This window comes from Pseudomonas syringae (assembly GCF_023278085.1).
Taxonomy (GTDB): Bacteria; Pseudomonadota; Gammaproteobacteria; order Pseudomonadales; family Pseudomonadaceae; genus Aquipseudomonas; species Aquipseudomonas syringae_Q.
Map to the genome: position 1 here is coordinate 1,924,330 of NZ_CP066265.1, position 22,735 is coordinate 1,947,064.

19 protein-coding genes are annotated in these 22,735 nt (G+C 58.0%); 14 read left to right on the top strand and 5 right to left on the bottom strand.

Going from position 1 to position 22,735, the window contains the following annotated elements:
* Positions 1–12 precede the first annotated feature (12 nt).
* The 7 genes from I9H07_RS08670 to I9H07_RS08700 all read left to right on the top strand — a co-directional run bounded on the left by I9H07_RS08670 (position 13) and on the right by I9H07_RS08700 (position 10,313).
* On the top strand, positions 13–717 hold the full coding sequence (locus I9H07_RS08670; protein ID WP_024675061.1) for a succinate dehydrogenase iron-sulfur subunit: 705 nt from the start codon (positions 13–15) through the stop codon (positions 715–717).
* A gap of 259 nt (positions 718–976) precedes the next feature.
* Positions 977–3,808, top strand: coding sequence for a 2-oxoglutarate dehydrogenase E1 component (locus tag I9H07_RS08675; RefSeq protein ID WP_024646004.1), 2,832 nt, complete (start codon positions 977–979; stop codon positions 3,806–3,808).
* A gap of 41 nt (positions 3,809–3,849) precedes the next feature.
* Positions 3,850–5,082: a 2-oxoglutarate dehydrogenase complex dihydrolipoyllysine-residue succinyltransferase gene (odhB, locus tag I9H07_RS08680; protein ID WP_236425322.1), complete on the top strand. Its 1,233-nt coding sequence runs from the start codon at positions 3,850–3,852 to the stop codon at positions 5,080–5,082.
* A gap of 172 nt (positions 5,083–5,254) precedes the next feature.
* Positions 5,255–6,691, top strand: coding sequence for a dihydrolipoyl dehydrogenase (gene lpdA / locus I9H07_RS08685; RefSeq protein WP_236533885.1), 1,437 nt, complete (start codon positions 5,255–5,257; stop codon positions 6,689–6,691).
* Between the two features lie 208 nt (positions 6,692–6,899).
* The gene (sucC, locus tag I9H07_RS08690; RefSeq protein WP_002552981.1) at positions 6,900–8,066 is read left to right on the top strand and encodes an ADP-forming succinate--CoA ligase subunit beta; all 1,167 of its coding nucleotides are present in this window, start codon (positions 6,900–6,902) and stop codon (positions 8,064–8,066) included.
* A complete protein-coding gene (sucD, locus tag I9H07_RS08695) occupies positions 8,066–8,947 on the top strand; it encodes a succinate--CoA ligase subunit alpha (RefSeq protein WP_024646007.1) in 882 nt (293 codons plus the stop codon). Before sucC ends, sucD begins: the two co-directional genes overlap by 1 nt.
* 140 nt (positions 8,948–9,087) lie before the next feature.
* Positions 9,088–10,313 (top strand): IS3 family transposase gene (locus tag I9H07_RS08700; protein WP_248957202.1). Its coding sequence is split into 2 segments (ribosomal slippage): positions 9,088–9,439 and positions 9,439–10,313, totalling 1,227 coding nucleotides; the frame shifts between segments, so codons are not numbered across the junction.
* 83 nt (positions 10,314–10,396) lie between these two features.
* Here the strand turns inward: I9H07_RS08700 and I9H07_RS08705 are convergent.
* Complete coding sequence (locus I9H07_RS08705) at positions 10,397–10,969, bottom strand: GNAT family N-acetyltransferase (RefSeq protein ID WP_032606588.1); 573 nt, start codon at positions 10,967–10,969, stop codon at positions 10,397–10,399.
* A 297-nt stretch (positions 10,970–11,266) separates the two neighbouring features.
* Between I9H07_RS08705 and brnQ the strand changes: the two genes are divergently transcribed.
* The gene (gene brnQ / locus I9H07_RS08710; protein ID WP_236425067.1) at positions 11,267–12,580 is read left to right on the top strand and encodes a branched-chain amino acid transport system II carrier protein; all 1,314 of its coding nucleotides are present in this window, start codon (positions 11,267–11,269) and stop codon (positions 12,578–12,580) included.
* 98 nt (positions 12,581–12,678) lie between these two features.
* On the opposite strand, the gene I9H07_RS08715 is transcribed toward brnQ, so the two are convergent.
* Entirely contained in the window at positions 12,679–12,939 is a 261-nt protein-coding gene (locus I9H07_RS08715) for a hypothetical protein (RefSeq protein ID WP_024647136.1), read from the bottom strand.
* A 314-nt stretch (positions 12,940–13,253) separates the two neighbouring features.
* On the opposite strand from I9H07_RS08715, the gene htpG reads away from it, so the two are divergent.
* Together htpG and I9H07_RS08725 are read left to right on the top strand one after the other, a co-directional pair.
* Entirely contained in the window at positions 13,254–15,161 is a 1,908-nt protein-coding gene (gene htpG / locus I9H07_RS08720) for a molecular chaperone HtpG (RefSeq protein WP_058391420.1), read from the top strand.
* A gap of 91 nt (positions 15,162–15,252) precedes the next feature.
* Positions 15,253–15,981 (top strand): dienelactone hydrolase family protein, encoded by a 729-nt coding sequence (locus tag I9H07_RS08725; RefSeq protein WP_058391398.1) that lies wholly within the window; start codon positions 15,253–15,255, stop codon positions 15,979–15,981.
* 95 nt (positions 15,982–16,076) lie between these two features.
* On the opposite strand, the gene fabB is transcribed toward I9H07_RS08725, so the two are convergent.
* The 3 genes from fabB to I9H07_RS08740 all read right to left on the bottom strand — a co-directional run bounded on the left by fabB (position 16,077) and on the right by I9H07_RS08740 (position 19,971).
* Positions 16,077–17,300: a beta-ketoacyl-ACP synthase I gene (gene fabB, locus I9H07_RS08730; protein WP_024675213.1), complete on the bottom strand. Its 1,224-nt coding sequence runs from the start codon at positions 17,298–17,300 to the stop codon at positions 16,077–16,079.
* A gap of 10 nt (positions 17,301–17,310) precedes the next feature.
* Entirely contained in the window at positions 17,311–17,826 is a 516-nt protein-coding gene (fabA, locus tag I9H07_RS08735) for a 3-hydroxyacyl-[acyl-carrier-protein] dehydratase FabA (RefSeq protein ID WP_005738075.1), read from the bottom strand.
* Between the two features lie 219 nt (positions 17,827–18,045).
* Positions 18,046–19,971 carry an ATP-binding protein gene (locus I9H07_RS08740; protein WP_058824008.1) on the bottom strand — a complete coding sequence of 642 codons (1,926 nt, stop codon included), beginning with the start codon at positions 19,969–19,971 and terminating at the stop codon, positions 18,046–18,048.
* Between the two features lie 306 nt (positions 19,972–20,277).
* Here I9H07_RS08740 and I9H07_RS08745 point away from each other — a divergent pair, with 306 nt between their 5' ends.
* From I9H07_RS08745 to I9H07_RS08760, 4 genes are all read left to right on the top strand, one after another.
* Positions 20,278–21,303, top strand: a complete 1,026-nt coding sequence (locus I9H07_RS08745) for an NAD(P)H-dependent glycerol-3-phosphate dehydrogenase (RefSeq protein WP_024675211.1) — start codon at positions 20,278–20,280, stop codon at positions 21,301–21,303.
* A gap of 25 nt (positions 21,304–21,328) precedes the next feature.
* Positions 21,329–21,673: a DUF4389 domain-containing protein gene (locus I9H07_RS08750; protein WP_058391401.1), complete on the top strand. Its 345-nt coding sequence runs from the start codon at positions 21,329–21,331 to the stop codon at positions 21,671–21,673.
* A complete protein-coding gene (gene sixA, locus I9H07_RS08755) occupies positions 21,670–22,125 on the top strand; it encodes a phosphohistidine phosphatase SixA (RefSeq protein WP_058824007.1) in 456 nt (151 codons plus the stop codon). The genes I9H07_RS08750 and sixA overlap by 4 nt, the downstream gene beginning before the upstream one ends.
* Before the next feature lie 93 nt (positions 22,126–22,218).
* Positions 22,219–22,662 (top strand): hotdog fold thioesterase, encoded by a 444-nt coding sequence (locus I9H07_RS08760; RefSeq protein ID WP_024675208.1) that lies wholly within the window; start codon positions 22,219–22,221, stop codon positions 22,660–22,662.
* Positions 22,663–22,735: the final 73 nt, after the last annotated feature.

Below are 22,735 nucleotides of genomic sequence, written 5' to 3' on the forward strand. Positions count from 1 at the left end.
GGGGTGACCGATATGTTGCAAGTCAGTGTTTATCGTTACAACCCTGATCAGGACGCCGCGCCGTTCATGCAGGAGTTCCAGGTCGATACCGGTGGCAAGGACCTGATGGTGCTGGACGTGCTGGCCCTGGTCAAAGAGCAGGATGAAGGGTTCTCGTACCGTCGCTCGTGCCGTGAAGGCGTGTGCGGTTCCGACGGCATGAACATCAACGGCAAGAACGGTCTGGCCTGCATCACGCCGCTGTCTGCCGTGGTTGCCAAGGGCAAGCTGATCGTACGTCCGCTGCCTGGCCTGCCAGTCATTCGTGACCTGGTCGTCGATATGAGCATCTTCTACAAGCAGTACGAGAAGGTGAAGCCGTTTCTGCAGAATGACACGCCGGCTCCGGCCATCGAACGTCTGCAAACTCCGGAAGAGCGCGAAAAGCTCGATGGTCTGTACGAGTGCATCCTGTGCGCTTGCTGCTCGACTTCCTGCCCGTCCTTCTGGTGGAACCCGGACAAGTTCCTGGGCCCGGCAGCTCTGCTGCAAGCCTATCGTTTCCTGGCTGACAGCCGTGACACTCGCACCAGCGAACGTCTCGCTTCGCTCGATGACCCGTTCAGCGTGTTCCGCTGCCGCGGCATCATGAACTGCGTCAACGTTTGCCCGAAAGGCCTTAACCCAACCAAGGCTATCGGTCACGTACGCAACATGTTGTTGCAAAGCGGCGTCTGATTTATTGCTTTATCTGTTACACCGTTGCACTGATATGGCTGCGGCGCAGGCTTCAACCGGCGCCGTAGTTTTAACCTGAGCAGTAGCTTGCAAAGCTGCGGCTCTTATTTTGAAGAAATGAGACCAGCAGGGGCATCCGGGCTGGTACCCGGACTATCTGCGTGATCCCTGGTGACTTGATACAGTCGCTGCACACGACTATTTCAGGATTGCTCTGGTGTCTTCGCCGGTGGTGTCCCCTTACCGAGGGTGACCAAGCATGCAAGAAAGCGTGATGCAGCGCATGTGGAACAGTGCCCACCTATCCGGTGGTAACGCTGCCTATGTGGAAGAGCTCTATGAGCTCTACCTGCACGACCCTAACGCTGTGCCAGAAGAATGGCGCACCTACTTTCAGAAGTTGCCAGCAGACGGCAGCTCTGCCACTGATGTATCGCACTCGACTATTCGCGATCATTTCGTGTTGCTGGCCAAAAACCAGCGCCGCGCTCAACCGGTGTCCGCCGGCAGTGTGAGCAGCGAGCACGAAAAGAAGCAGGTTGAAGTGCTGCGACTGATCCAGGCTTATCGGATGCGTGGCCATCAGGCTGCTCAGCTCGATCCGCTGGGCCTGTGGCAGCGTCCTGCGCCTGCTGATCTGTCGATTAACCATTACGGCTTGACCAATGCCGATCTGGACACGACTTTCCGTGCCGGTGACTTGTTCATTGGCAAAGAGGAAGCGAGCCTACGCGAAATTCACGAAGCGTTGCAGCAGACATATTGTCGCACCATCGGCTCCGAGTTCACGCACATCGTGGATTCCGAGCAGCGCAACTGGTTCATGCAGCGTCTTGAAAGTGTTCGCGGCCGTCCGAACTTCTCGGCAGACATCCAGAGCCATTTGCTGGAGCGCGTCACCGCAGCGGAAGGCCTCGAGAAGTACCTGGGCACCAAATACCCGGGCACCAAGCGTTTCGGTCTGGAAGGCGGCGAAAGTCTGATCCCGATGCTCGACGAGCTGATTCAGCGTTCCGGGTCCTACGGCACCAAGGAAGTTGTGATCGGCATGGCCCACCGTGGCCGTCTGAACGTATTGGTCAACACCTTCGGCAAGAACCCGCGCGACCTGTTCGACGAGTTCGAAGGCAAGAAGAAAGTGGAACTGGGTTCCGGTGACGTCAAATATCACCAGGGCTTCTCTTCCAACGTCATGACCGCAGGCGGTGAAGTTCACCTGGCCATGGCCTTCAACCCGTCTCACCTGGAGATCGTTTCTCCGGTGGTCGAGGGTTCGGTCCGTGCGCGTCAGGATCGTCGTAACGATCCGAACGGCGACAAGGTTCTGCCGATTTCCCTCCACGGCGACGCGGCTTTTGCCGGTCAGGGCGTGGTCATGGAAACCTTCCAGATGTCGCAGACCCGCGGCTTCAAGACGGGCGGCACGATCCACATCGTCATCAACAACCAGGTGGGTTTCACCATCAGCAACCCGCTGGACTCGCGTTCCACCGAGTACGCCACCGACGTTGCCAAGATGATTCAGGCGCCGATCCTCCATGTGAATGGCGATGATCCGGAAGCCGTGATGTTCGTCACCCAGCTGGCGATCGACTACCGCATGCAGTTCAAGCGGGACATCGTCATCGATCTGGTCTGCTACCGTCGTCGCGGCCACAACGAAGCTGACGAGCCTAGCGGCACTCAGCCTTTGATGTACCAGCAGATCACCAAGCAGCGCACCACGCGTGAGCTGTATGCCGAGCATCTGATCAAGACCGGCGTTCTCGACGAGGCCCGCGTTCAGGCCAAGGTCGATGACTACCGCAGCGCGCTGGACAATGGCCTGCACGTCGTAAAAAGCCTGGTCAAGGAGCCGAACAAGGAATTGTTCGTCGACTGGCGTCCGTACCTGGGCCATGCCTGGACTGCGCGTCATGACACTCGCTTCGATCTGAAGACCCTGCAGGAACTGTCGGCCAAGCTGATGGAACTGCCGGAAGGCTTCGTCGTGCAGCGTCAGGTGCAGAAGATCTACGAAGACCGTCAGAAGATGCAGGCCGGTGGCTTGCCGATCAACTGGGGTTACGCCGAAACCATGGCTTACGCCACGCTGGCGTTCGAAGGTCATCCGATCCGCATGACAGGTCAGGACATCGGTCGCGGTACGTTCTCGCACCGTCATGCTGTTCTGCATAACCAGAAAGACGCCGGGACTTACATCCCGTTGCAGAATCTGTATTCCGGTCAGCCGCGTTTCGATTTGTACGACTCGTTCCTGTCGGAAGAGGCCGTGCTGGCGTTTGAATACGGTTATTCGACTACCCAGCCTGATGCGCTGGTTATCTGGGAAGCCCAGTTCGGCGATTTTGCCAACGGAGCCCAAGTGGTTGTCGACCAGTTCATCACCAGCGGCGAACACAAGTGGGGCCGTCTGTGCGGTCTGACCATGCTCTTGCCTCACGGCTACGAAGGGCAGGGGCCGGAGCATTCCTCGGCACGTCTGGAGCGTTACCTGCAATTGTGCGCAGAGCACAACATTCAGGTGTGCGTACCGACAACCCCGGCGCAGATCTACCACCTGTTGCGTCGTCAGGTCATCCGTCCGCTGCGCAAGCCGCTGATCGTGCTGACACCGAAGTCGCTGCTGCGTCACAAGCTCGCTGTTTCGACCCTGGAAGACCTGGCCGAAGGCTCGTTCCAGACCGTCATTCCGGAAATCGATACCCTCGATCCGGCCAAGGTCACGCGTCTGGTGCTGTGCAGCGGCAAGGTCTACTACGACCTGCTGGAAAAACGCCGTGCCGAAGGTCGTGAAGACATCGCCATCGTGCGCCTCGAGCAGCTGTATCCGTTCCCTGAAGATGACTTGATGGAAACCATCGCGCCATACACCAACCTGCAACATGTGGTCTGGTGTCAGGAAGAGCCGATGAACCAGGGCGCCTGGTACAGCAGCCAGCACCATCTGCGTCGCAGCATGGGCAATCACAAACGCGAACTCGTTCTCGAGTATGCCGGTCGTGATGCCTCCGCTGCGCCAGCCTGTGGCTACGCTTCGATGCACGCCGAGCAGCAGGAAAAACTCCTGCGCGATGCCTTCACTGTTTAACGCCTTCGAGCATTAGAAACCGAATTAAGGAATTACAGATAATGGCTATCGAGATCAAAGCCCCCTCTTTCCCGGAATCCGTTGCCGATGGCACCATTTCCAAGTGGCATAAAAAAGAGGGTGATGCGGTAAAACGCGACGAGATGCTTGTAGACATCGAGACTGACAAGGTTGTCCTCGAAGTGCTGGCCGAGGCTGACGGCGTGATGGGCCCGATCACCAAGGAAGAGGGCGCTATCGTCCTGTCCAACGAAGTGCTTGCCACGTTGAATGACGGTGCTACGGCATCTGCTGCTCCGGCACCTGCTCCAGCTGCTGCTGCGCCTGCCTCGGCACCCGCCGCTGCACCGGCTGCATCTGCTGGCGAAGAAGACCCGATTGCTGCGCCTGCTGCGCGTCAACTGGCTGAAGAAAACGGCATCAACCTGGCCAGCGTCAAGGGCACCGGTAAAGACGGCCGTATCACCAAGGAAGACATCGTTGCTGCAGTTGAAGCGAAGAAATCCGCTCCAGCCGCTGCGCCTGCCGCCAAGCCTGCTGCCGCCGCTGCTCCTGTTGTCGCCGCAGGCGATCGCACCGAGAAGCGCGTGCCGATGACCCGCGTGCGTGCAACCGTTGCCAAGCGTCTGGTCGAAGCCCAGTCGAACATGGCGATGCTGACCACTTTCAACGAAGTCGACATGACTGAAGTCATGGCTCTGCGTTCGAAGTACAAGGACCTGTTCGAGAAGTCGCACAACGGCGTTCGTCTTGGCTTCATGTCGTTCTTCGTCAAGGCCGCTACCGAGGCGCTGAAGCGCTTCCCGGCAGTCAACGCTTCGATCGACGGCTCCGACATCGTTTACCACGGTTATGCCGACGTTGGTGTAGCGGTTTCCAGCGATCGCGGCCTGGTTGTACCGGTTCTGCGTAACGCAGAACACATGAGCCTGGCCGAAATCGAAGGCGGCATCGCCACCTTCGGCAAGAAAGCCCGTGACGGTAAACTGTCGATCGATGAAATGACCGGTGGTACGTTCACCATCACCAATGGTGGTACTTTCGGTTCGATGATGTCGACGCCGATCGTCAACCCGCCACAGGCTGCAATTCTGGGCATGCACAACATTCTGCAGCGTCCGATGGCAGTCAACGGTCAGGTTGTGATTCGCCCGATGATGTATCTGGCGCTGTCTTACGATCACCGTCTGATCGATGGTAAAGAAGCAGTCACTTTCCTCGTTACCATCAAGAACCTGCTGGAAGACCCAGCTCGTCTGTTGCTGGATATCTGATGAGGCAGCCCCAATTTGTAAGCTTGAAGCTTCAAGTCAGAAGCAAAAGGCGAGCAGTCGGGGCTGATATGTTTCACCTAATTCAATAGGTCGCAAGTCGGCCTCGCGATGAAACGCGGACTGACTTGCAGCTTGCAGCTAAAAGCTTGCAGCTAAAGAGGAACTCTTTGTTATGTCCCAGAAATTCGACGTGGTAGTGATTGGCGCAGGCCCTGGCGGCTATGTTGCCGCCATCAAGGCTGCGCAACTTGGTCTCAAGACTGCCTGCATCGAGAAATATCAGGACAAGGAGGGCAAACTGGCCCTCGGCGGTACCTGCCTGAACGTCGGTTGCATTCCTTCCAAGGCACTGCTCGACAGCTCGTGGAAATTCTACGAAGCCAAGAACGGTTTCAGCGTGCACGGTATCTCGACGTCTGAAGTGAACATCGACGTACCGGCCATGATCGGCCGCAAGTCGACCATCGTCAAAGGCCTGACCGGCGGCGTTGCCAGCCTGTTCAAAGCCAATGGCGTGACCACGCTGCAGGGCCACGGCAAGCTGCTGGCCGGCAAGAAAGTCGAGCTGACTGCCGCCGACGGCACTGTTGAAATCATCGAAGCGGACCACGTGATCCTGGCTTCGGGTTCGCGTCCGATCGACATTCCACCGGCTCCGGTCGATCAGAAAGTCATTGTCGATTCCACCGGCGCGCTGGAATTCCAGCAGGTTCCACAACGTCTGGGCGTGATCGGCGCTGGCGTGATCGGTCTGGAACTGGGTTCCGTCTGGGCTCGCCTGGGCGCTCAGGTCACTGTTCTGGAAGCGCTGGACAAGTTCATTCCGGCCGCTGACGAAGCAGTTTCCAAGGAAGCGCTGAAAACCTTCACCAAGCAGGGCCTGGACATCAAGCTCGGCGCACGTGTGACCGGTTCCAAGGTCAATGGCGAAGAAGTGGTTGTCAGCTACACCGACGCTGCCGCCGAGCAGTCGATTACTTTTGATCGCCTGACTGTTGCAGTCGGCCGTCGCCCTGTGACCACCGATCTGCTGGCAGCCGACAGCGGCGTCGATCTCGACGAGCGCGGCTTCATCTACGTCGATGACTACTGCACCACCAGCGTTCCGGGCGTTTACGCCATCGGTGACGTGGTTCGTGGCCTGATGCTGGCCCACAAGGCTTCGGAAGAAGGCATCATGGTTGTCGAGCGCATCAAGGGCCACAAGGCCCAGATGAATTACAACCTCGTGCCGTCGGTTATCTACACCCACCCGGAAATCGCCTGGGTAGGCAAGACCGAGCAGACCCTCAAGGCCGAGGGCGTTGAAGTCAATGTCGGTACGTTCCCGTTCGCAGCCAGTGGCCGTGCCATGGCAGCCAACGACACCGGTGGTTTCGTCAAGATCATTGCCGACGCCAAGACCGACCGCGTTCTGGGTGTTCACGTCATTGGCCCGAGCGCTGCCGAACTGGTACAGCAGGGCGCAATCGCGATGGAATTCGGCAGCAGTGCAGAGGACATCGGCATGATGGTCTTCTCGCACCCGACGCTGTCCGAAGCGCTGCACGAAGCTGCATTGGCTGTGAATGGCGGTGCCATCCACATCCAGAATCGCAAGAAGCGTTAAGACAACAAGAGAAACCACGACGCAGTGCCCGTCGTGAGCCTTGCAAGCAGGGCTTACCGCGGAATCTGCGTCGGACTCGACCTCTCAGGCGGCGCCGTGAGTGCCCAATGGCACTTGCGGTGTCCACCCGGAGTAGCGGTCACAGGTGGTGCGGCACGCTGACGTGCAGCACCGAATGCGCAGTACCTAAACGAAGACGGTAATAAGCATGAATCTTCACGAGTATCAGGGTAAGCAGCTGTTCGCTGAGTACGGCCTGCCAGTATCCAAAGGTTACGCGGTAGACACCCCGGAAGCAGCAGCGGAAGCCTGCGACAAGATCGGCGGGACCGAGTGGGTTGTCAAAGCCCAGGTTCACGCAGGCGGTCGTGGTAAAGCGGGCGGCGTAAAGCTGGTTCGTAGCAAGGAAGATGCGGCAGCCTTCGCTCAACAGTGGCTGGGCAAGCGTCTGGTCACTTACCAGACTGACGCCAACGGTCAGCCAGTGACCAAGATCCTGGTCGAGTCCTGCACCGATATCGCCAAAGAGCTGTATCTGGGCGCGGTGGTCGATCGTTCCAGCCGTCGTATCGTGTTCATGGCTTCCACCGAAGGTGGCGTGGACATCGAGAAGATCGCTCACGACACTCCTGAAAAGATTCTCAAGGCTACTATCGATCCTCTGGTTGGCGCTCAGCCATTCCAGGGTCGCGATCTGGCTTTCCAGCTGGGTCTGGAAGGCAAGCAAGTCACTCAGTTCGCCAAGATCTTCACTGGTCTGGCCAAACTGTTCCAGGACCACGATCTGGCCCTGCTGGAAGTGAACCCGCTGGTGATCAAGGCTGACGGCGATCTGCACTGCCTGGACGCCAAGATCAACATCGACGCCAACGCCATGTACCGTCAGCCAAAGCTGAAGGGTTTCCACGATCCTTCGCAGGACGATCCTCGCGAAGCTCACGCTGCCAAGTTCGAACTGAACTACGTAGCACTGGAAGGCAACATCGGTTGCATGGTCAACGGTGCTGGCCTGGCCATGGGTACCATGGACATCGTCAACCTGCATGGCGGCAAGCCTGCAAACTTCCTTGACGTTGGCGGCGGTGCCACCAAGGAACGCGTTACCGAAGCGTTCAAGATCATTCTGTCCGACACCAATGTCGCGGCAGTACTGGTCAACATCTTCGGCGGCATCGTTCGTTGCGACATGATTGCCGAAGGCATCATCGGTGCAGTGAAAGAAGTCGGCGTGAAAATCCCGGTTGTTGTGCGCCTTGAAGGTAACAACGCTGAACTGGGCGCTAAAGTACTGGCAGAAAGCGGTTTGAACATCATCGCTGCTACCAGCCTGACCGACGCTGCTCAACAAGTTGTCAAAGCCGCGGAGGGCAAGTAATGAGCGTCCTGATCAATAAAGACACCAAGGTTATCTGCCAGGGTTTCACTGGTTCGCAAGGTACCTTCCACTCCGAACAAGCCATTGCCTACGGCACTAAAATGGTCGGCGGCGTGACACCAGGCAAGGGTGGCACCACGCACCTGAACCTGCCCGTGTTCAACACAGTGAAAGAAGCGGTAGAAACCACTGGCGCAACCGCCAGCGTTATCTACGTTCCGGCTCCTTTCTGCAAGGATTCCATCCTTGAAGCAGCGTTCGGCGGCATCAAGCTGATCGTCTGCATCACCGAAGGCATCCCGACCATCGACATGCTGGAAGCCAAGGTCAAGTGCGACGAACTGGGCGTGATCCTGATCGGTCCTAACTGCCCGGGCGTCATCACTCCGGGCGAGTGCAAGATCGGCATCATGCCAGGTCACATCCACTTGCCAGGCAAAGTAGGCATCGTGTCGCGTTCCGGCACCCTGACTTACGAAGCTGTGAAGCAGACCACTGACGCCGGTTTCGGTCAGTCCACCTGCGTCGGCATCGGCGGTGACCCGATCCCTGGCTCGAACTTCATCGATATCCTGAAGCTGTTCCAGGAAGATCCGCAGACCGAAGCGATCGTCATGATCGGCGAGATCGGCGGTTCGGCTGAAGAAGAAGCGGCTGCCTACATCAAGGCACACGTGACCAAGCCGGTTGTTTCCTACATTGCTGGTGTGACTGCTCCTCCGGGCAAGCGCATGGGCCATGCCGGTGCAATCATCTCCGGTGGTAAAGGTACTGCAGACGAGAAATTCGCTGCCCTGCAGGACGCTGGCGTAAAAACCGTGCGCTCCCTGGCAGACATCGGCAAGGCTTTGGCCGAGCTGACCGGTTGGCCGACCAAGTAAGCTTCGCTGCTTGCTGAACAGACAAGCTTCGCTTGTTTGTTCCGACAATCGACAAAAGCCACCTTCGGGTGGCTTTTGTTTGTCTGTTGTCCCGTCCTGAATAAGGTTTACACCTTCTGACCTTTCCTCAGGAGGACTCAATGGATACGGGTAAAAGGCGCAGCCAGCGCGATTACACGCTAGCCTTTAAATTATCGGTCGTAGATCAGGTTGAAAAAGGCGAGTTGAGTTATAAAGAAGCCCAACGACGCTATGGCATCCAAGGCCGGTCGACGGTGCTGGTCTGGTTACGAAAGCACGGTCGACAGGATTGGAGCCAAGGCGCATCAATTCGAGAGCCGAGGAGCAGGTCCATGACCGAGCCAACCCTCCCGCCGACACCCGAGCAGCGGATTAAAGAGCTTGAAGAACAGCTGATGCTGAGCAATCAGAAGGCCCAGTTCTTTGAAGCCGTCGTCAACGTTCTGAAAAATGACTACGGCGTTTCTGTCGTAAAAAAGCGACCCGGCAAGTCCTCTCGCAAGGGCAAATCCAAGACCTGAGTATTAGCAGGGCTTGCCTGTTCATGGGCATTTCGCGCCAAGCGTATTACAAGCGTAATCGCGTTTTTGATGCCAGGGTCCGCCAGGACCAAGAGGTAATGGATTTCGTTCTGGAAAAGCGTCGTCGCCAGCCAAGGTTGGGAGCGCGCAAGTTGCACTACTTGATGAGCGTCGAAGCTCCTGCGTCGTTGTGCGTGGGTAGAGACCGTCTGTTTACCATCCTTCGTGATGCGCGCGAACTGGTTGCGCGCAAACGGGCTTATCACAAGACCACTCATAGTCATCATCGCTTTCGCCGCCACCCCAACCTGCTCAAAGCAGGTCCGGAACAAGTCGTGGCCAATGGACCCGAACAGGTCTGGGTTGCAGACATCACCTATCTGCCTACGCAGGAAAGCGTGGCATACGTGAGCCTTGTAACCGATGCGTACTCACGCAAGATCGTTGGTCATCATGTGCATGAAAGCCTGCATACCCAGTCGGTGATAAAGGCACTGGAAAAAGCGGTAGGTGAGCGAAAAACCGATCAGATGCTGATTCATCATTCAGATCGCGGCGCCCAGTACTGTTCCGATCTCTATCATCAGCAGCTGCATACCAGGCATGGAATCCGGTGCTCGATGACTGATGGCTATGACTGCTATCAGAACGCTATGGCCGAGCGAGTAAACGGGATTTTGAAGACCGAGTTTCTACTCCATCGACCTAAAGACTTGGCAGATGCAGTGAAAATGGTGGATGAATCGGTGCAGATCTACAACGGAGAGCGGCCACACTTATCCCTGAAATACAAAACGCCCGATGCGGTGCATCGGGCGTTTTGAGCGTGAAACAGGTGTAAACCTATTTCAGGACTAGACATGTAGAAAACCGCATGGGTTATGCCTGCGATTTACATGGTCCATGATCAGCTGTTGTTTGCCTGCCACTCTTCCCGGGTCATTTCCCAGATCTGCTCTTGCGTCGTACCGCAGACAAACTCTGCATCCTGAACGCTTACGAGGCGCATGCCTTCGCGGCGGGAGAGCTTGCAAGAGGCTTCGTTCAGGGCCGACTTGGCCACGCGCATGACCTGGCGATCGAGCGTTTCAAACCAGAAACGGTTGATCGCTACACAGACCTCCGACATCAGGCCGAGACCCTGATAAGGCGGTGAGAGCCAGAACCCGCGATTATTGTCTTCTTCGTCCATCATGCACACGCTGCCAATCACCTGATCGGGCTGATTGAGCAGGCGAATGGACCAGTGCCATTCCTCGCCGTCCTGCATGGCCGGTAACGCGTCTTCTCGCAGATAACGCAGTGCTTCACCCTTCGGGTAGGGCCAAGGCACGTGATGTGTCAGGTAGCGCACCACCTGCCAGTGATCGAACAGGGTCTGCAGGGCCGGCGCGTCTTCCAGTTGCAAGGGCTGCAAGACCAGTCGCGGGGTGTACAGGGTCGGCGTCAGGACCGCAGGCGTATCAGAGGTATCAGGCATGTGCTTGACCATCGACTAGTAATAACAGGCAATCTATCGGTCAGCCCATGGCCGGTCTGTCAGGCGATTCCGAATCTGCACGAGAATTTAGACTGCCAGTTAAGGGTGCGTCGTCGGATGGCTCGCCCTGAGACAGTGCATTTTCCAGCGAAGTTGGCTACCCTGTGCGCCATTTTTGCGTTGCCCTCACAAGGGGCGGTTCGCAAGGTACTGCCACGTCTTACGCCGACGGGCTGCGTCTGCCCCATTCATGGGTGGCGTCCCATCCCTTATCTCGATTCCGTGTGGTCCCTCGCAATGAAAGTGTTGAAAGGCCAGGACATCCTGGCACTTGGTTTCATGACATTCGCCCTGTTCGTCGGGGCTGGCAATATCATCTTCCCGCCCATCGTGGGTCTGCAGGCCGGGCCGAATGTATGGATCGCCGCGCTCGGCTTTCTGGTTACCGCAGTCGGTCTGCCGGTGGTCACGGTGATCGCCCTGGCCAAGGTCGGTGGCGCGATGGATGCGTTGAGCAGCCCGATCGGCAAAGTGGCGGGCGGCGCGCTTGCTGCTGTGTGCTATCTGGCAGTCGGTCCGCTGTTCGCGACGCCGCGGACCGCCACCGTCTCGTTCGAAGTGGGTCTGGCACCGCTGACCGGCGACAGTCCGATGGCGCTGTTCCTCTATAGCCTGGTGTATTTCCTGGTGGTGTTCTGGGTTTCGTTGTATCCCGGTCGCTTGCTCGATACCGTGGGGCGTTTTCTGGCGCCGCTGAAAATCCTCGCCCTGGCAATGCTGGGCATTGCGGCATTTGCCTTGCCCGCCGGTGAAATAGGGCAGGCTGAGCCCGCCTATGCCGCAGCACCGTTTTCTCAGGGCTTCATCAATGGCTATCTGACCATGGATACCTTGGGTGCGCTGGTCTTCGGCATTGTCATCGTCAACGCCATCCGCTCGCGCGGCGTCGAGTCGCCACGGCTGATCACGCGCTACGCGATCATCGCCGGATTGATTGCAGGGGTAGGGCTGGCGTTGGTCTATGTCAGCCTGTTTCGCCTGGGTTCCGGCAGTCACGCCGTTGCGGCAGGTGCAAGCAATGGCGCAGCCGTGTTGCACGCCTACGTGCAGCACACCTTCGGTTCGCTGGGCAGTGGATTCCTGGCGGTACTGATTTCTCTGGCCTGTCTGGTCACGGCGGTCGGCCTGACCTGCGCCTGTGCCGAATACTTCGCCAAGGTGTTGCCACTGTCCTACAGAACGCTGGTGATCATTCTCGCGGTGTTCTCGTTGCTGGTGTCCAATCTGGGCTTGACCCGGCTGATTCAGTTTTCGATTCCGGTGCTGACGGCGATCTACCCGCCGTGCATCGTTCTGGTGGCGCTGAGCTTCTGCAAAGGGCTCTGGCAGAGCCAGGGGCGGGTTGTTGCGCCGGTGATGCTGGTGTCTTTGCTTTTCGGTCTGATCGACGCGCTGAAGGGCGCAGGCTTCGGTGATTACCTGCCGGGCGTGCTGACCAGTCTGCCACTGAGTGATCAGGGGCTGGCGTGGCTGGTGCCGTCGGTCATCACCCTGGCGGGGGCCGTGTTGGTTGACAGGGTTATGGGCAAACGCAGCGAAGCACTGGCGTGAACTGACGGAATGCCAGCCTGGCTGGCTGACAGACAATACGCATGACATGAAAAGGCCCGCTCGAAGCGGGCCTTTTCAATTCAGCGAACTCGCCAGCCTTATTTGGTGGCTGGAGCTGCTTCTGGCGCCTTGTTGGCGTTTTCTGCGGCGCGCTGTTGTGCGGCTTCCGCGTTTTTCTGGGCGGCTTCCTGGCTTTCCTTGGCCGCGTCATTCACTTTGTCCTGAGCCTTCGCCATCGACTCTTGGGACTGCTCAGCAGCCTTGTTGGCATCTTGCTGAGTGTTTTCGGATTTCTTGTCACAGGCGGCGAGGCCCAGGGTGGCAGAAAGCATCAAGGCATAGGCTAAAGTTTTACGCATGGGGTGTTTCTCCTTATTAAGTATTCACGAGCCTAAGAGCGTGCGCCAACCCGTTAAGTTCCAGGCGCGAGCAGAATATCGGAGACGGTTGTTGCATTGGCGTTACAGGCCAGTGGAGCGGACAGGATCGCGACCGTTGCAGGGCGGTGTCGATCAACCTGTTTCACGTTGTATTTCGATGCATGAATCAGCGTCCGGACATTTTTTGCTCTTGAAATCCTCAACCCAGCCCCCACCTTGATGACTACCCGCTGTCATGCAGGCCGATGCCTCAACGTGACGGCTTATGCCATCCAGATCGGAGTTTGATGATTATGAGTGTGGAAACTCAAAAGGAAACCCTGGGCTTCCAGACCGAGGTAAAGCAGCTGCTGCACCTCATGATCCATTCGCTGTATTCCAACAAGGAAATCTTCCTTCGCGAATTGATCTCGAACGCGTCTGACGCGGTCGACAAATTGCGTTTTGAAGCGTTGTCGAAGCCTGAGCTGCTGGAAGGCGGCGCCGAGCTGAAGATTCGCGTGAGCTTCGACAAGGACGCGAAGACCGTTACCCTTGAAGACAACGGCATCGGTATGAGCCGTGAAGATGTGATCACCCACCTGGGCACCATCGCCAAGTCGGGCACCGCTGATTTCATGAAAAACCTGTCGGGCGACCAGAAGAAGGATTCGCACCTGATCGGTCAGTTCGGCGTGGGCTTCTACTCGGCATTCATTGTTGCCGATCAGGTCGAAGTGTTCAGCCGTCGCGCCGGTTCGCCTGCCAGCGAAGGCGTGCATTGGTCCTCCAAAGGCGAGGGCGAGTTTGAAGTCGCCAACGTCGAAAAGGCCGAGCGCGGTACGCGTATCGTGCTGCACCTGAAAAACGGTGAAGATGAGTTCGCAGATGGTTACCGTCTGCGCAACATCATCAAGAAATACTCCGACCATATCGCTTTGCCGATCGAGCTGCCCAAAGAGCAGGCTCCGGCCGCAGAAGGTGAGGAAGCACCGGTACTGGAATGGGAAACCGTCAACCGTGCCAGCGCACTCTGGACCCGTTCGCGCACCGAGGTGAAGGACGAGGAGTACCAGGAATTCTACAAGCACGTCGCCCACGACTACGAGAACCCGCTGAGCTGGAGCCATAACAAGGTCGAAGGCAAGCTGGAATACACCTCGCTGCTGTACGTGCCTGCACGTGCGCCGTTCGATCTGTACCAGCGCGAGGCGCCACGTGGCCTGAAGCTGTACGTGCAGCGTGTGTTTGTCATGGACCAGGCCGAATCGTTCCTGCCGTTGTACATGCGCTTCGTCAAGGGCGTGGTCGATTCCAATGACCTGTCGCTGAACGTTTCCCGCGAAATCCTGCAGAAAGATCCGATCATCGATTCGATGAAGTCGGCGCTGACCAAGCGCGTGCTGGACATGCTGGAAAAGCTGGCGAAAAACGAGCCCGAGAAGTACAAGGGTTTCTGGAAAAACTTCGGCCAGGTCCTCAAGGAAGGGCCGGCGGAAGACTTCGCCAACAAGGAAAAAATCGCCGGTCTGCTGCGTTTTGCATCGACTTCCGACGACAGCGGGGAGCAGAGTGTGTCTCTGGCTGAGTACCTGGCGCGTGCCAAGGAAGGTCAGGACAAGATCTATTACCTCACTGGCGAATCCTACGCGCAGGTCAAGAACAGCCCGCACCTTGAGGTCTTCCGCAAGAAAGGCATCGAAGTGCTGTTGCTCACTGATCGTATCGACGAGTGGCTGATGAGCTACCTCAGCGATTTCGACGGCAAGAGTTTTGTCGACGTGGCGCGTGGTGATCTGGACCTGGGTAATCTTGACTCCGAAGAGGACAAGAAGGCGCAGGAAGAGATCGCCAAGGACAAAGAAGGCCTTATCGAGCGCTTGAAAGCCGCGCTCGGTGATGCGGTGAGTGAAGTGCGGGTCTCGCACCGTCTGACTGATTCCCCAGCGATTCTGGCCATTGGCGAGCAGGACATGGGTCTGCAAATGCGCCAGATTCTGGAAGCCAGCGGCCAGAAGGTTCCTGAGTCGAAGCCTATCTTCGAATTCAATCCGGCCCACCCGTTGATCGGCAAACTGGATGCGGAGCAGAGCGAAGAACGCTTCGGCGATCTGTCGCACATCCTGTTCGATCAGGCAGCCCTTGCTGCGGGCGACAGCCTCAAGGATCCGGCCGCTTACGTGCGCCGCTTGAACAAGTTGTTGGTAGAACTGTCGGTTTGATAACCGATTGACAAGAAACCCGCTTCGGCGGGTTTTTTGTTTTAATTTTTCGTGACGCGTTTTTCCTTTTTCCAGTGATCAGGAGTCAGCAATGAGCAGCAATATCAATGTACGTTCTGTGGTTTATCAGATTGAGGGTCAGCCTTACGAAAGCCGTCTGGTGTATGACGCCAACGCTGTTGCGCCGCAACCCGGTCTGCTGATGGCGCCCAACTGGATGGGCGTCAGCCAGGGCGCCGAAGACATTGCCAAAGCAGTGGCCGAGAAGGGCTACGTGGTGTTGCTGGCTGATCTTTATGGTCAGCAGATTCGCCCGAGTAACAATGACGAGGCGGGTGCCGCCATGACGCCGCTGAAGAACGACCGTGGTTTGCTGCGCAAGCGTATGCAGGCAGGTCTCGATCAGTTGCTGAGTCAGGCGGATGTTTCACTGGATGTAAGCCGAATCGCAACCTTCGGTTTTTGCTTTGGCGGCTGCTGCTCGCTGGAACTGGCGCGTACCGGCGCCGAGCTGAAAGCTGCTATTTCCTTCCACGGTACGCTGGATACGCCGAACCCGGCTGATGCACACAACATCAGAGGCTCGGTGCTGGTCTTGCACGGCGCTGCTGACCCATTGGTGCCAAAAGAGCAGTTGCCTGCTTTCGAGGATGAAATGAACGCCGCTGGCGTGGACTGGCAACTGCACAGCTACGGCGGCGCATTTCACTCATTCACCGACCCGCACGCCAACGTGCCGGGCATGATGATGTACGACGCAAAAGTGGCAGGGCGTGCGTTCAAGTCGATGCATGATTTGTTGGGCGAAGTGTTCGGCTAAGACGCTACTGTTCCGCGTCACACGCTTCACGCGGATTTTCAGTCATAAAAAAGGCGCCTTTGAAAGGCGCCTTTTTTGTCGTTGCGAGGGACGTATTACTTACCCGCCCAGCGCTTCAGTACCAGCGTGGCGTTGGTGCCGCCGAAGCCGAAGCTGTTGCTCATGACCAGATCGATTTTCGCGTCTTCACGCGTCTTGAGCAGGATCGGCATATCGGCAATCGCCGGGTCCAGCTCGTCGATGTTAGCCGAACCTGCGATGAAGTTGTTCTCCATCATCAGCAGGCAGTAGATCGCTTCGTGAACGCCTGCAGCGCCCAGCGAGTGGCCGGACAGGCTCTTTGTCGAGCTGATGGCCGGGGCATCGGAACCGAAGACTTCGCGTACACCTTCCATTTCCTTGGCGTCGCCGACCGGGGTCGAGGTGCCATGGGTGTTGATGTAGTCGACGTCTTTCTTGTCGAGATCGGCCAGCGCCATCTGCATGCAGCGAATGGCACCTTCACCGCTCGGCGCAACCATGTCGTAGCCGTCGGAGGTAGCACCGTAACCGACGATTTCAGCGTAGATTTTCGCACCGCGTGCCAAAGCGTGTTCCAGCTCTTCGACAACGACCATGCCGCCGCCACCGGCAATGACGAAACCGTCACGCTTGGCGTCGTAGGCGCGGGAGGCTTTTTCCGGTGTTTCGTTGTACTGGGTAGACAATGCACCCATGGCGTCGAACAGGAACGACTGGCTCCAGTGCTCTTCTTCACCACCACCGGCAAACACGATGTCTTGCTTGCCCAGCTGGATCTGCTCGACAGCATTGCCGATGCAGTGAGCGCTGGTGGCGCAAGCGGACGAGATGGAGTAGTTCACACCCTTGATCTTGAAGGGTGTGGCCAGGCAAGCCGAAACGGTGCTGCCCATAGTCCGCGTGACGCGGTATGGACCGACGCGCTTGACGCCTTTCTCGCGCAGGATGTCCAGCGCTTCCATCTGGTTCAGGGTCGACGCACCGCCGCTACCTGCAATCAGACCGGTACGCACATTGGAAACCTGCTCGTCGGTCAGGCCAGAGTCAGTGATGGCGTCTTTCATCGCCAGATAGGCATAGGCAGCCGCATGGCCGACAAAGCGGAAGATCTTGCGATCGATCAGTTCTTCCAGGTCCAGGTCGATAGACCCGGACACCTGGCTGCGCAGACCCATCTCAGCATATTCCGGGTTGAAGCGGATGCCAGGGCGGTTAGCACGCAGGTTGGCGGTGACGGTTTCTTTGTCATTGCCCAAGCAGGAAACAATACCCAGACCAGTGATAACGACGCGGCGCATGCGAGTACCCTTAGAAATTTTCAGTGGAAGTAAACACGCCGACCCGAAGGCCTTCGGCGGTATAGATTTCGCGACCGTCGACACTCACCGAACCGTCGGCGATGGCCAGGTTCAGCTTGCCCTTCAGGACACGTTTAATATGAATGTTATAAGTGACTTTTTTGGCGGTCGGAAGCACCTGGCCAAAAAACTTCACTTCGCCTGAACCCAGGGCGCGGCCGCGGCCGGGGTTGCCCTGCCAGCCTAGATAGAAACCGACCAGTTGCCACATGGCGTCGAGGCCCAGGCAGCCTGGCATGACCGGATCACCTTCAAAGTGGCAGGCGAAGAACCAGAGGTCAGGCGTGATGTCGAGTTCAGCGACCAACTCACCCTTGCCGAACTTGCCGCCTTCTTCGCTGATGTGCGTAATGCGATCAACCATCAGCATGTTGGGGGCGGGCAGTTGCGCGTTACCTGGGCCGAACAGCTCGCCACGACTGCAGCGCAGCAAGTCTTCCCGGGTAAAGGCGTGTTGTTTGGTCATGCGAGCTCCTCAATAATCGTGTTCGGCAGGTTCGAGCGCCATTGGCCTGAAGCCGGTCCCGGAGGACTGATTCACCAGAACCCTTCCGGCAGCCTACTCATAGACTGTTGCGTTGTAATGAAAGTCACAGCTCAGGCGAAAATCAAAGTACACCTGTGCACTGAATTTTGTCGTCCGGCCGATTTTACAGGGCGATCCAGCTGGCAAGACTGCCGCAATTTAACATTTATCGCCAGTCGCAGGTGCCCGAAAGGCCAGCCAGCGTAACAAAACCTTCTGTAAATCAGCGTGTTTGAACGGCTTGGCCAGGTAGTCATCCATTCCTGCCTGTAAACAGGCATCCCGGTCACCCTGCAATGCATTGGCAGTCAGGGCAATGATTGGGATTCGATCAAGCCCGGAAAGTTGCCTGATTCGTCGCGTTGCCTCGTAGCCGTCCATGACCGGCAGTCGGCAATCCATGAGAATCAGGGCGTAATTGCCCATGCCAGCCTTCGCGACGGCCTCCGCGCCATCGACCGCCACGTCCACCTCGCAGTCCATATGGTGCAGCATGGCCTGGACCACGGTGCGGTTCACCGGGTTGTCCTCGACCAGCAGTATTTTGCGCGATCCGTGGTGTGTGCCAAGCATGGAAGGTGGCTCGCTGACATCCGCCGGCACGTTGCGCGACACAGCCAGCGGGATCTGCAGAGTAAAGACCGAGCCCGATCCTTGCTCGCTTTGCGCCCGCAGGGTGCCTCCCATGCGTTCGGCCAGGGTGCGGGCAATCGGCAGCCCCAGTCCGGTTCCGCCATAGCGTCTGGAAATCGAGCTGTCGGCCTGCTTGAACGCATCGAACATGGACTCCAGCCGGTCGGCCTCAATGCCGATGCCACTGTCATGCACGGTGCAGGTGAAGCGCAGATGGTCGTTGTCGAGCATTGCCCACTCAGCCTCCACGCAGACAGTTCCCTGCTCGGTGAACTTGAGCGCGTTACCGATCAGGTTCACCAGAATCTGCCGGATCCGGGTCGGATCGCCCACCACCGGCAGTGCCTCCAGCCCCGACTGAACATGCAGTTTGAGGGTTAATTTGCGTTGCAGAGCGCTGTGGTTGAACGCATGGGTTGAAGCGCTGACCAGTTCCGCGAGGTTGAACGCGATGCCTTCCATTTGCAGCGCGTCGCGTTCGATCCGCGAGAAGTCGAGAATGTCGTTGATGACCCGCAGCAAGTGTTCAGTGGACTCGGTTGCCAGAGTCGCATATTCGCTCTGCTCGTTGGTCATGCGGGTCGTTTCCATGAGCTGCAACATGCCCAGCACTCCATTCATGGGGGTGCGCAGTTCGTGGCTCATCATGGCCAGAAAATCCGATTTGGCGCGGTTGGCCTGTTCGGCCTCTTCACGCGTCTGGATCAATTGCGCCACCGAGCGCTGCTGCTCAAGGCTGGCACGGTGCAGGTTTTCTGCCAAGTTATTGATATGCCGTGCCAGTGCGCCCAGTTCCGCGTCGTCGCTGACGGGCATAGGGGTGTGGTAGTCGCCTTGCTGAATGGCCTTGAGGGCTTCACCCATCGCGCTGATGGGGCGCGAAAGGCTCAGCGCCAGGCGCCGGGCAAACAGGAAGGTAAAGAGCAATGCGCAAAGGGCCAGGATTGCTGCCTTGAGGAGTATTTCCTGCTGGCGCTGGCTGAATGCTTCATTGGACATGCCGACCAGCACCCGCCCCAGATAGTCTTTCGATGCGCTGCCTGGTGTTTTTCTGTCAATTCCCCTATTGCCATGAGCCGGCGAGTGCTGGCGGTAGATGGGGGCCTGGAATATTTCCATCTGGCGGGTCTGCTGTTCGTCTTCGCGGGGCTGATCGATATAGATCAGTACCGTATTGGAGCTGTCCTGAATTTCCACGTAGCGGACGTTGGGCATCGACAGGGTTGCGCGCATCAGCGCCTTCAGGCCGTTGATATCGTCTGCCGCCACGCCGGGTTCTGCGGCTGGAGCCAGCTGATTGGCGATGAGCTGCCCGGTGTGATTGAGCTCTTGGCGTAAATCCTGAATGCGCACGAAGGTGAAGAAGCTGATCAACAGCACCGTCAGCAACAGGGCCGGGCCGAGGCTGATGACCTGGGTGCGGGTATTGATGTCCCAATGACTGAATTTCATTGGCTGCACGCGATGCGTACAAGGCGATACGCCTGAAATCCGATTGATGCTTCCATGCCTGTGTGCTCGGTGGTCGCGTATCGGTCCTGGCGCGCAAAAACCAGCGCGCAAAACAAAAAAGGGAACCGACCGTCGTGATGGTTCATGCGGGTTGTGCGCATGTTAACCGAGATGGTCGGGTTTCCAGTCAGCAAGTTGCTGTGCAAGGCCGTTTGGGTGCAGCAATCACCTTTGTCGCTGGCCGATAGCGCGGCGCTCCGTATAATGCCTGCATCGCCTTTTAACGGCTCTGGATGGATAGTTTTTATGACCCCACAGCAACCCGTCGCGGTTCTTGGCGGTGGCAGCTTCGGTACTGCCATCGCAAATCTGCTGGCCGAAAATGGCCATCAGGTTCGTCAGTGGATGCGCGATCCGGAGCAGGCGGAGGCGATTCGTGTGAATCGCGAGAATCCCCGCTACCTCAAGGGCATCAAGGTCCGCCCGGAAGTCGAGCCGGTCACCGACCTGACGGCGGTGCTTGAGGGCAGCGAACTGATTTTTGTCGCCTTGCCCTCAAGTGCCCTGCGTGCGGTGCTGTCGCCGCACGTCGAGCGCCTCAACGGCAAGATGCTGGTCAGTCTGACCAAAGGCATTGAAGCGCAGAGCTTCAAGCTGATGAGCCAGATCCTCGAAGAAATCGTCCCGCAAGCGCGTATAGGTGTACTGTCCGGCCCCAACCTGGCCCGTGAGATTGCCGAGCATGCGTTGACTGCCACCGTGGTCGCGAGCGAAGACGAGGCGCTTTGCCAGCAGGTTCAGGCTGCGCTGCATGGTCGTACGTTTCGCGTCTACGCCAGCACCGACCGATTTGGCGTCGAGCTGGGCGGGGCGTTGAAAAACGTCTACGCGATCATTGCCGGCATGGCGGTGGCGCTGGACATGGGCGAGAACACCAAGAGCATGCTGATCACCCGGGCGCTGGCGGAAATGACGCGTTTTGCAGTCAGCCAGGGTGCCAACCCGATGACCTTCCTCGGGCTGGCAGGGGTGGGCGATCTCATCGTCACGTGCTCATCACCGAAAAGCCGCAATTATCAGGTCGGCTTCGCGCTGGGCCAGGGCTTGACGCTTGACGAGGCGGTGACCCGTCTTGGCGAAGTGGCCGAGGGCGTAAACACGCTCAAGGTGCTCAAGGTCAAGGCTCAGGAGGTGCAGGTCTACATGCCGCTGGTCGCCGGGCTGCACGCGATTCTTTTTGAAGGCCGTACGCTCAGTCAGGTCATCGAAGCGCTGATGCGTGCCGAGCCGAAGACGGACGTCGATTTCATCTCCATTACCGGCTTTAATTGAACTCATTCTGATCAGGGAGAAGCTCTTGAACGAGTCGAAAATCCACAACAACGAGTCGATTCTGTTACGCATCCTGTGGATGCTGCTGTTTCTGGGCGTGTGGCACGTGGCCCAGATTGTGTTGGCGGGGGTGATTCTGGTGCAGCTGGGCTATCGCCTGATTTACGCTGCGCCCAGCGGCAGCCTGATGAATTTTGGCGACAGCCTGAGCCAGTACCTGGCGCAGATCGGGCGTTTCGGCACGTTTCACAGTGACCAGAAGCCCTGGCCGTTTGCCGACTGGCCAACCCCCCGTGCTCCGGAAGGCGAGGCGGCGCATTCTGTTGCGCCAGCGCCGCACCCGGTGCGCGATGAAGAGCCAAAGCTGTGAAGGTCTGGGTGCTGCGCCATGGCGAGGCGCAATCAAGGGCGCGCAGCGATGCCGAGCGGGAGCTGACCGCACATGGCCGTGAGGAAGTGCTCAAGAGTGCGCTTCACCTGAGTGACAAGGCGGTGCAGCGGATAATCGCCAGCCCCTATGTGCGTGCGCAGCAGACAGCCGAGCTGGTGCGCCAGTCGTTGGGTTTCAGCGAGCCGATCACCACTGTACCCTGGCTGACGCCCGACAGTACGCCGCGTCAGGTGCTGGCGCAGCTCGATCAGCTTGGCTTGGATGAAGTGCTGCTGGTCAGTCACCAGCCGCTGGTGGGCGAACTGATCGGCGTGCTCGCAAACGGCAGCCCGCAACAGGCCCAGCCGATGAGCACTGCCAGTCTGGCAGAACTCGAGGGCGAGTTTGCCACAGCCGGCGGCATGACACTCAACAGCGTACGGCATGTCTGAGCGGACGCCTGAAGACGGTTTTCCGGTTTCAGGCACCGCAATCAAACGCCAGCGCCGTGCGCGCGCAGGTGACACTCCAGAAAAGGACTGAACATGAGCATATGGCGTCAGGCTCCCGATATCGAAGCCCTTATGGCGGCTCAGAAAAATACCATCGGCGAAGTGCTGGATATTCGCTTCGAGTCATTCACTGACGACTCGCTTACTGCAAGTATGGTGGTCGATCAGCGTACCCATCAGCCGTTCGGGCTGCTACATGGCGGTGCCTCGGTGGTGCTCGCCGAATCGCTGGGTTCGATGGCCAGTTATCTGGTCGTCGATTCAAGCAAGTATTTCTGCGTGGGCCTTGAGGTCAATGCCAACCATCTGCGTGGCGTGCGCGCCGGGCGTGTTATCGGTGTCGTGAGGCCCGTGCACATAGGCCGCACGACTCACGTGTGGGATATCCGCATCAGCACCGAGGAAGGCAAGCCAAGCTGCATTTCACGCCTGACCGTGGCAGTCGTGCCACATGGCCAGGAGCCTCCGGCGCGCTGATGGCGTTCGCCTGTTCATGGATGAGCGCCGAGGATGGCCGGAGTGACACCTGCGATGGCGGTTCCAGTCATTG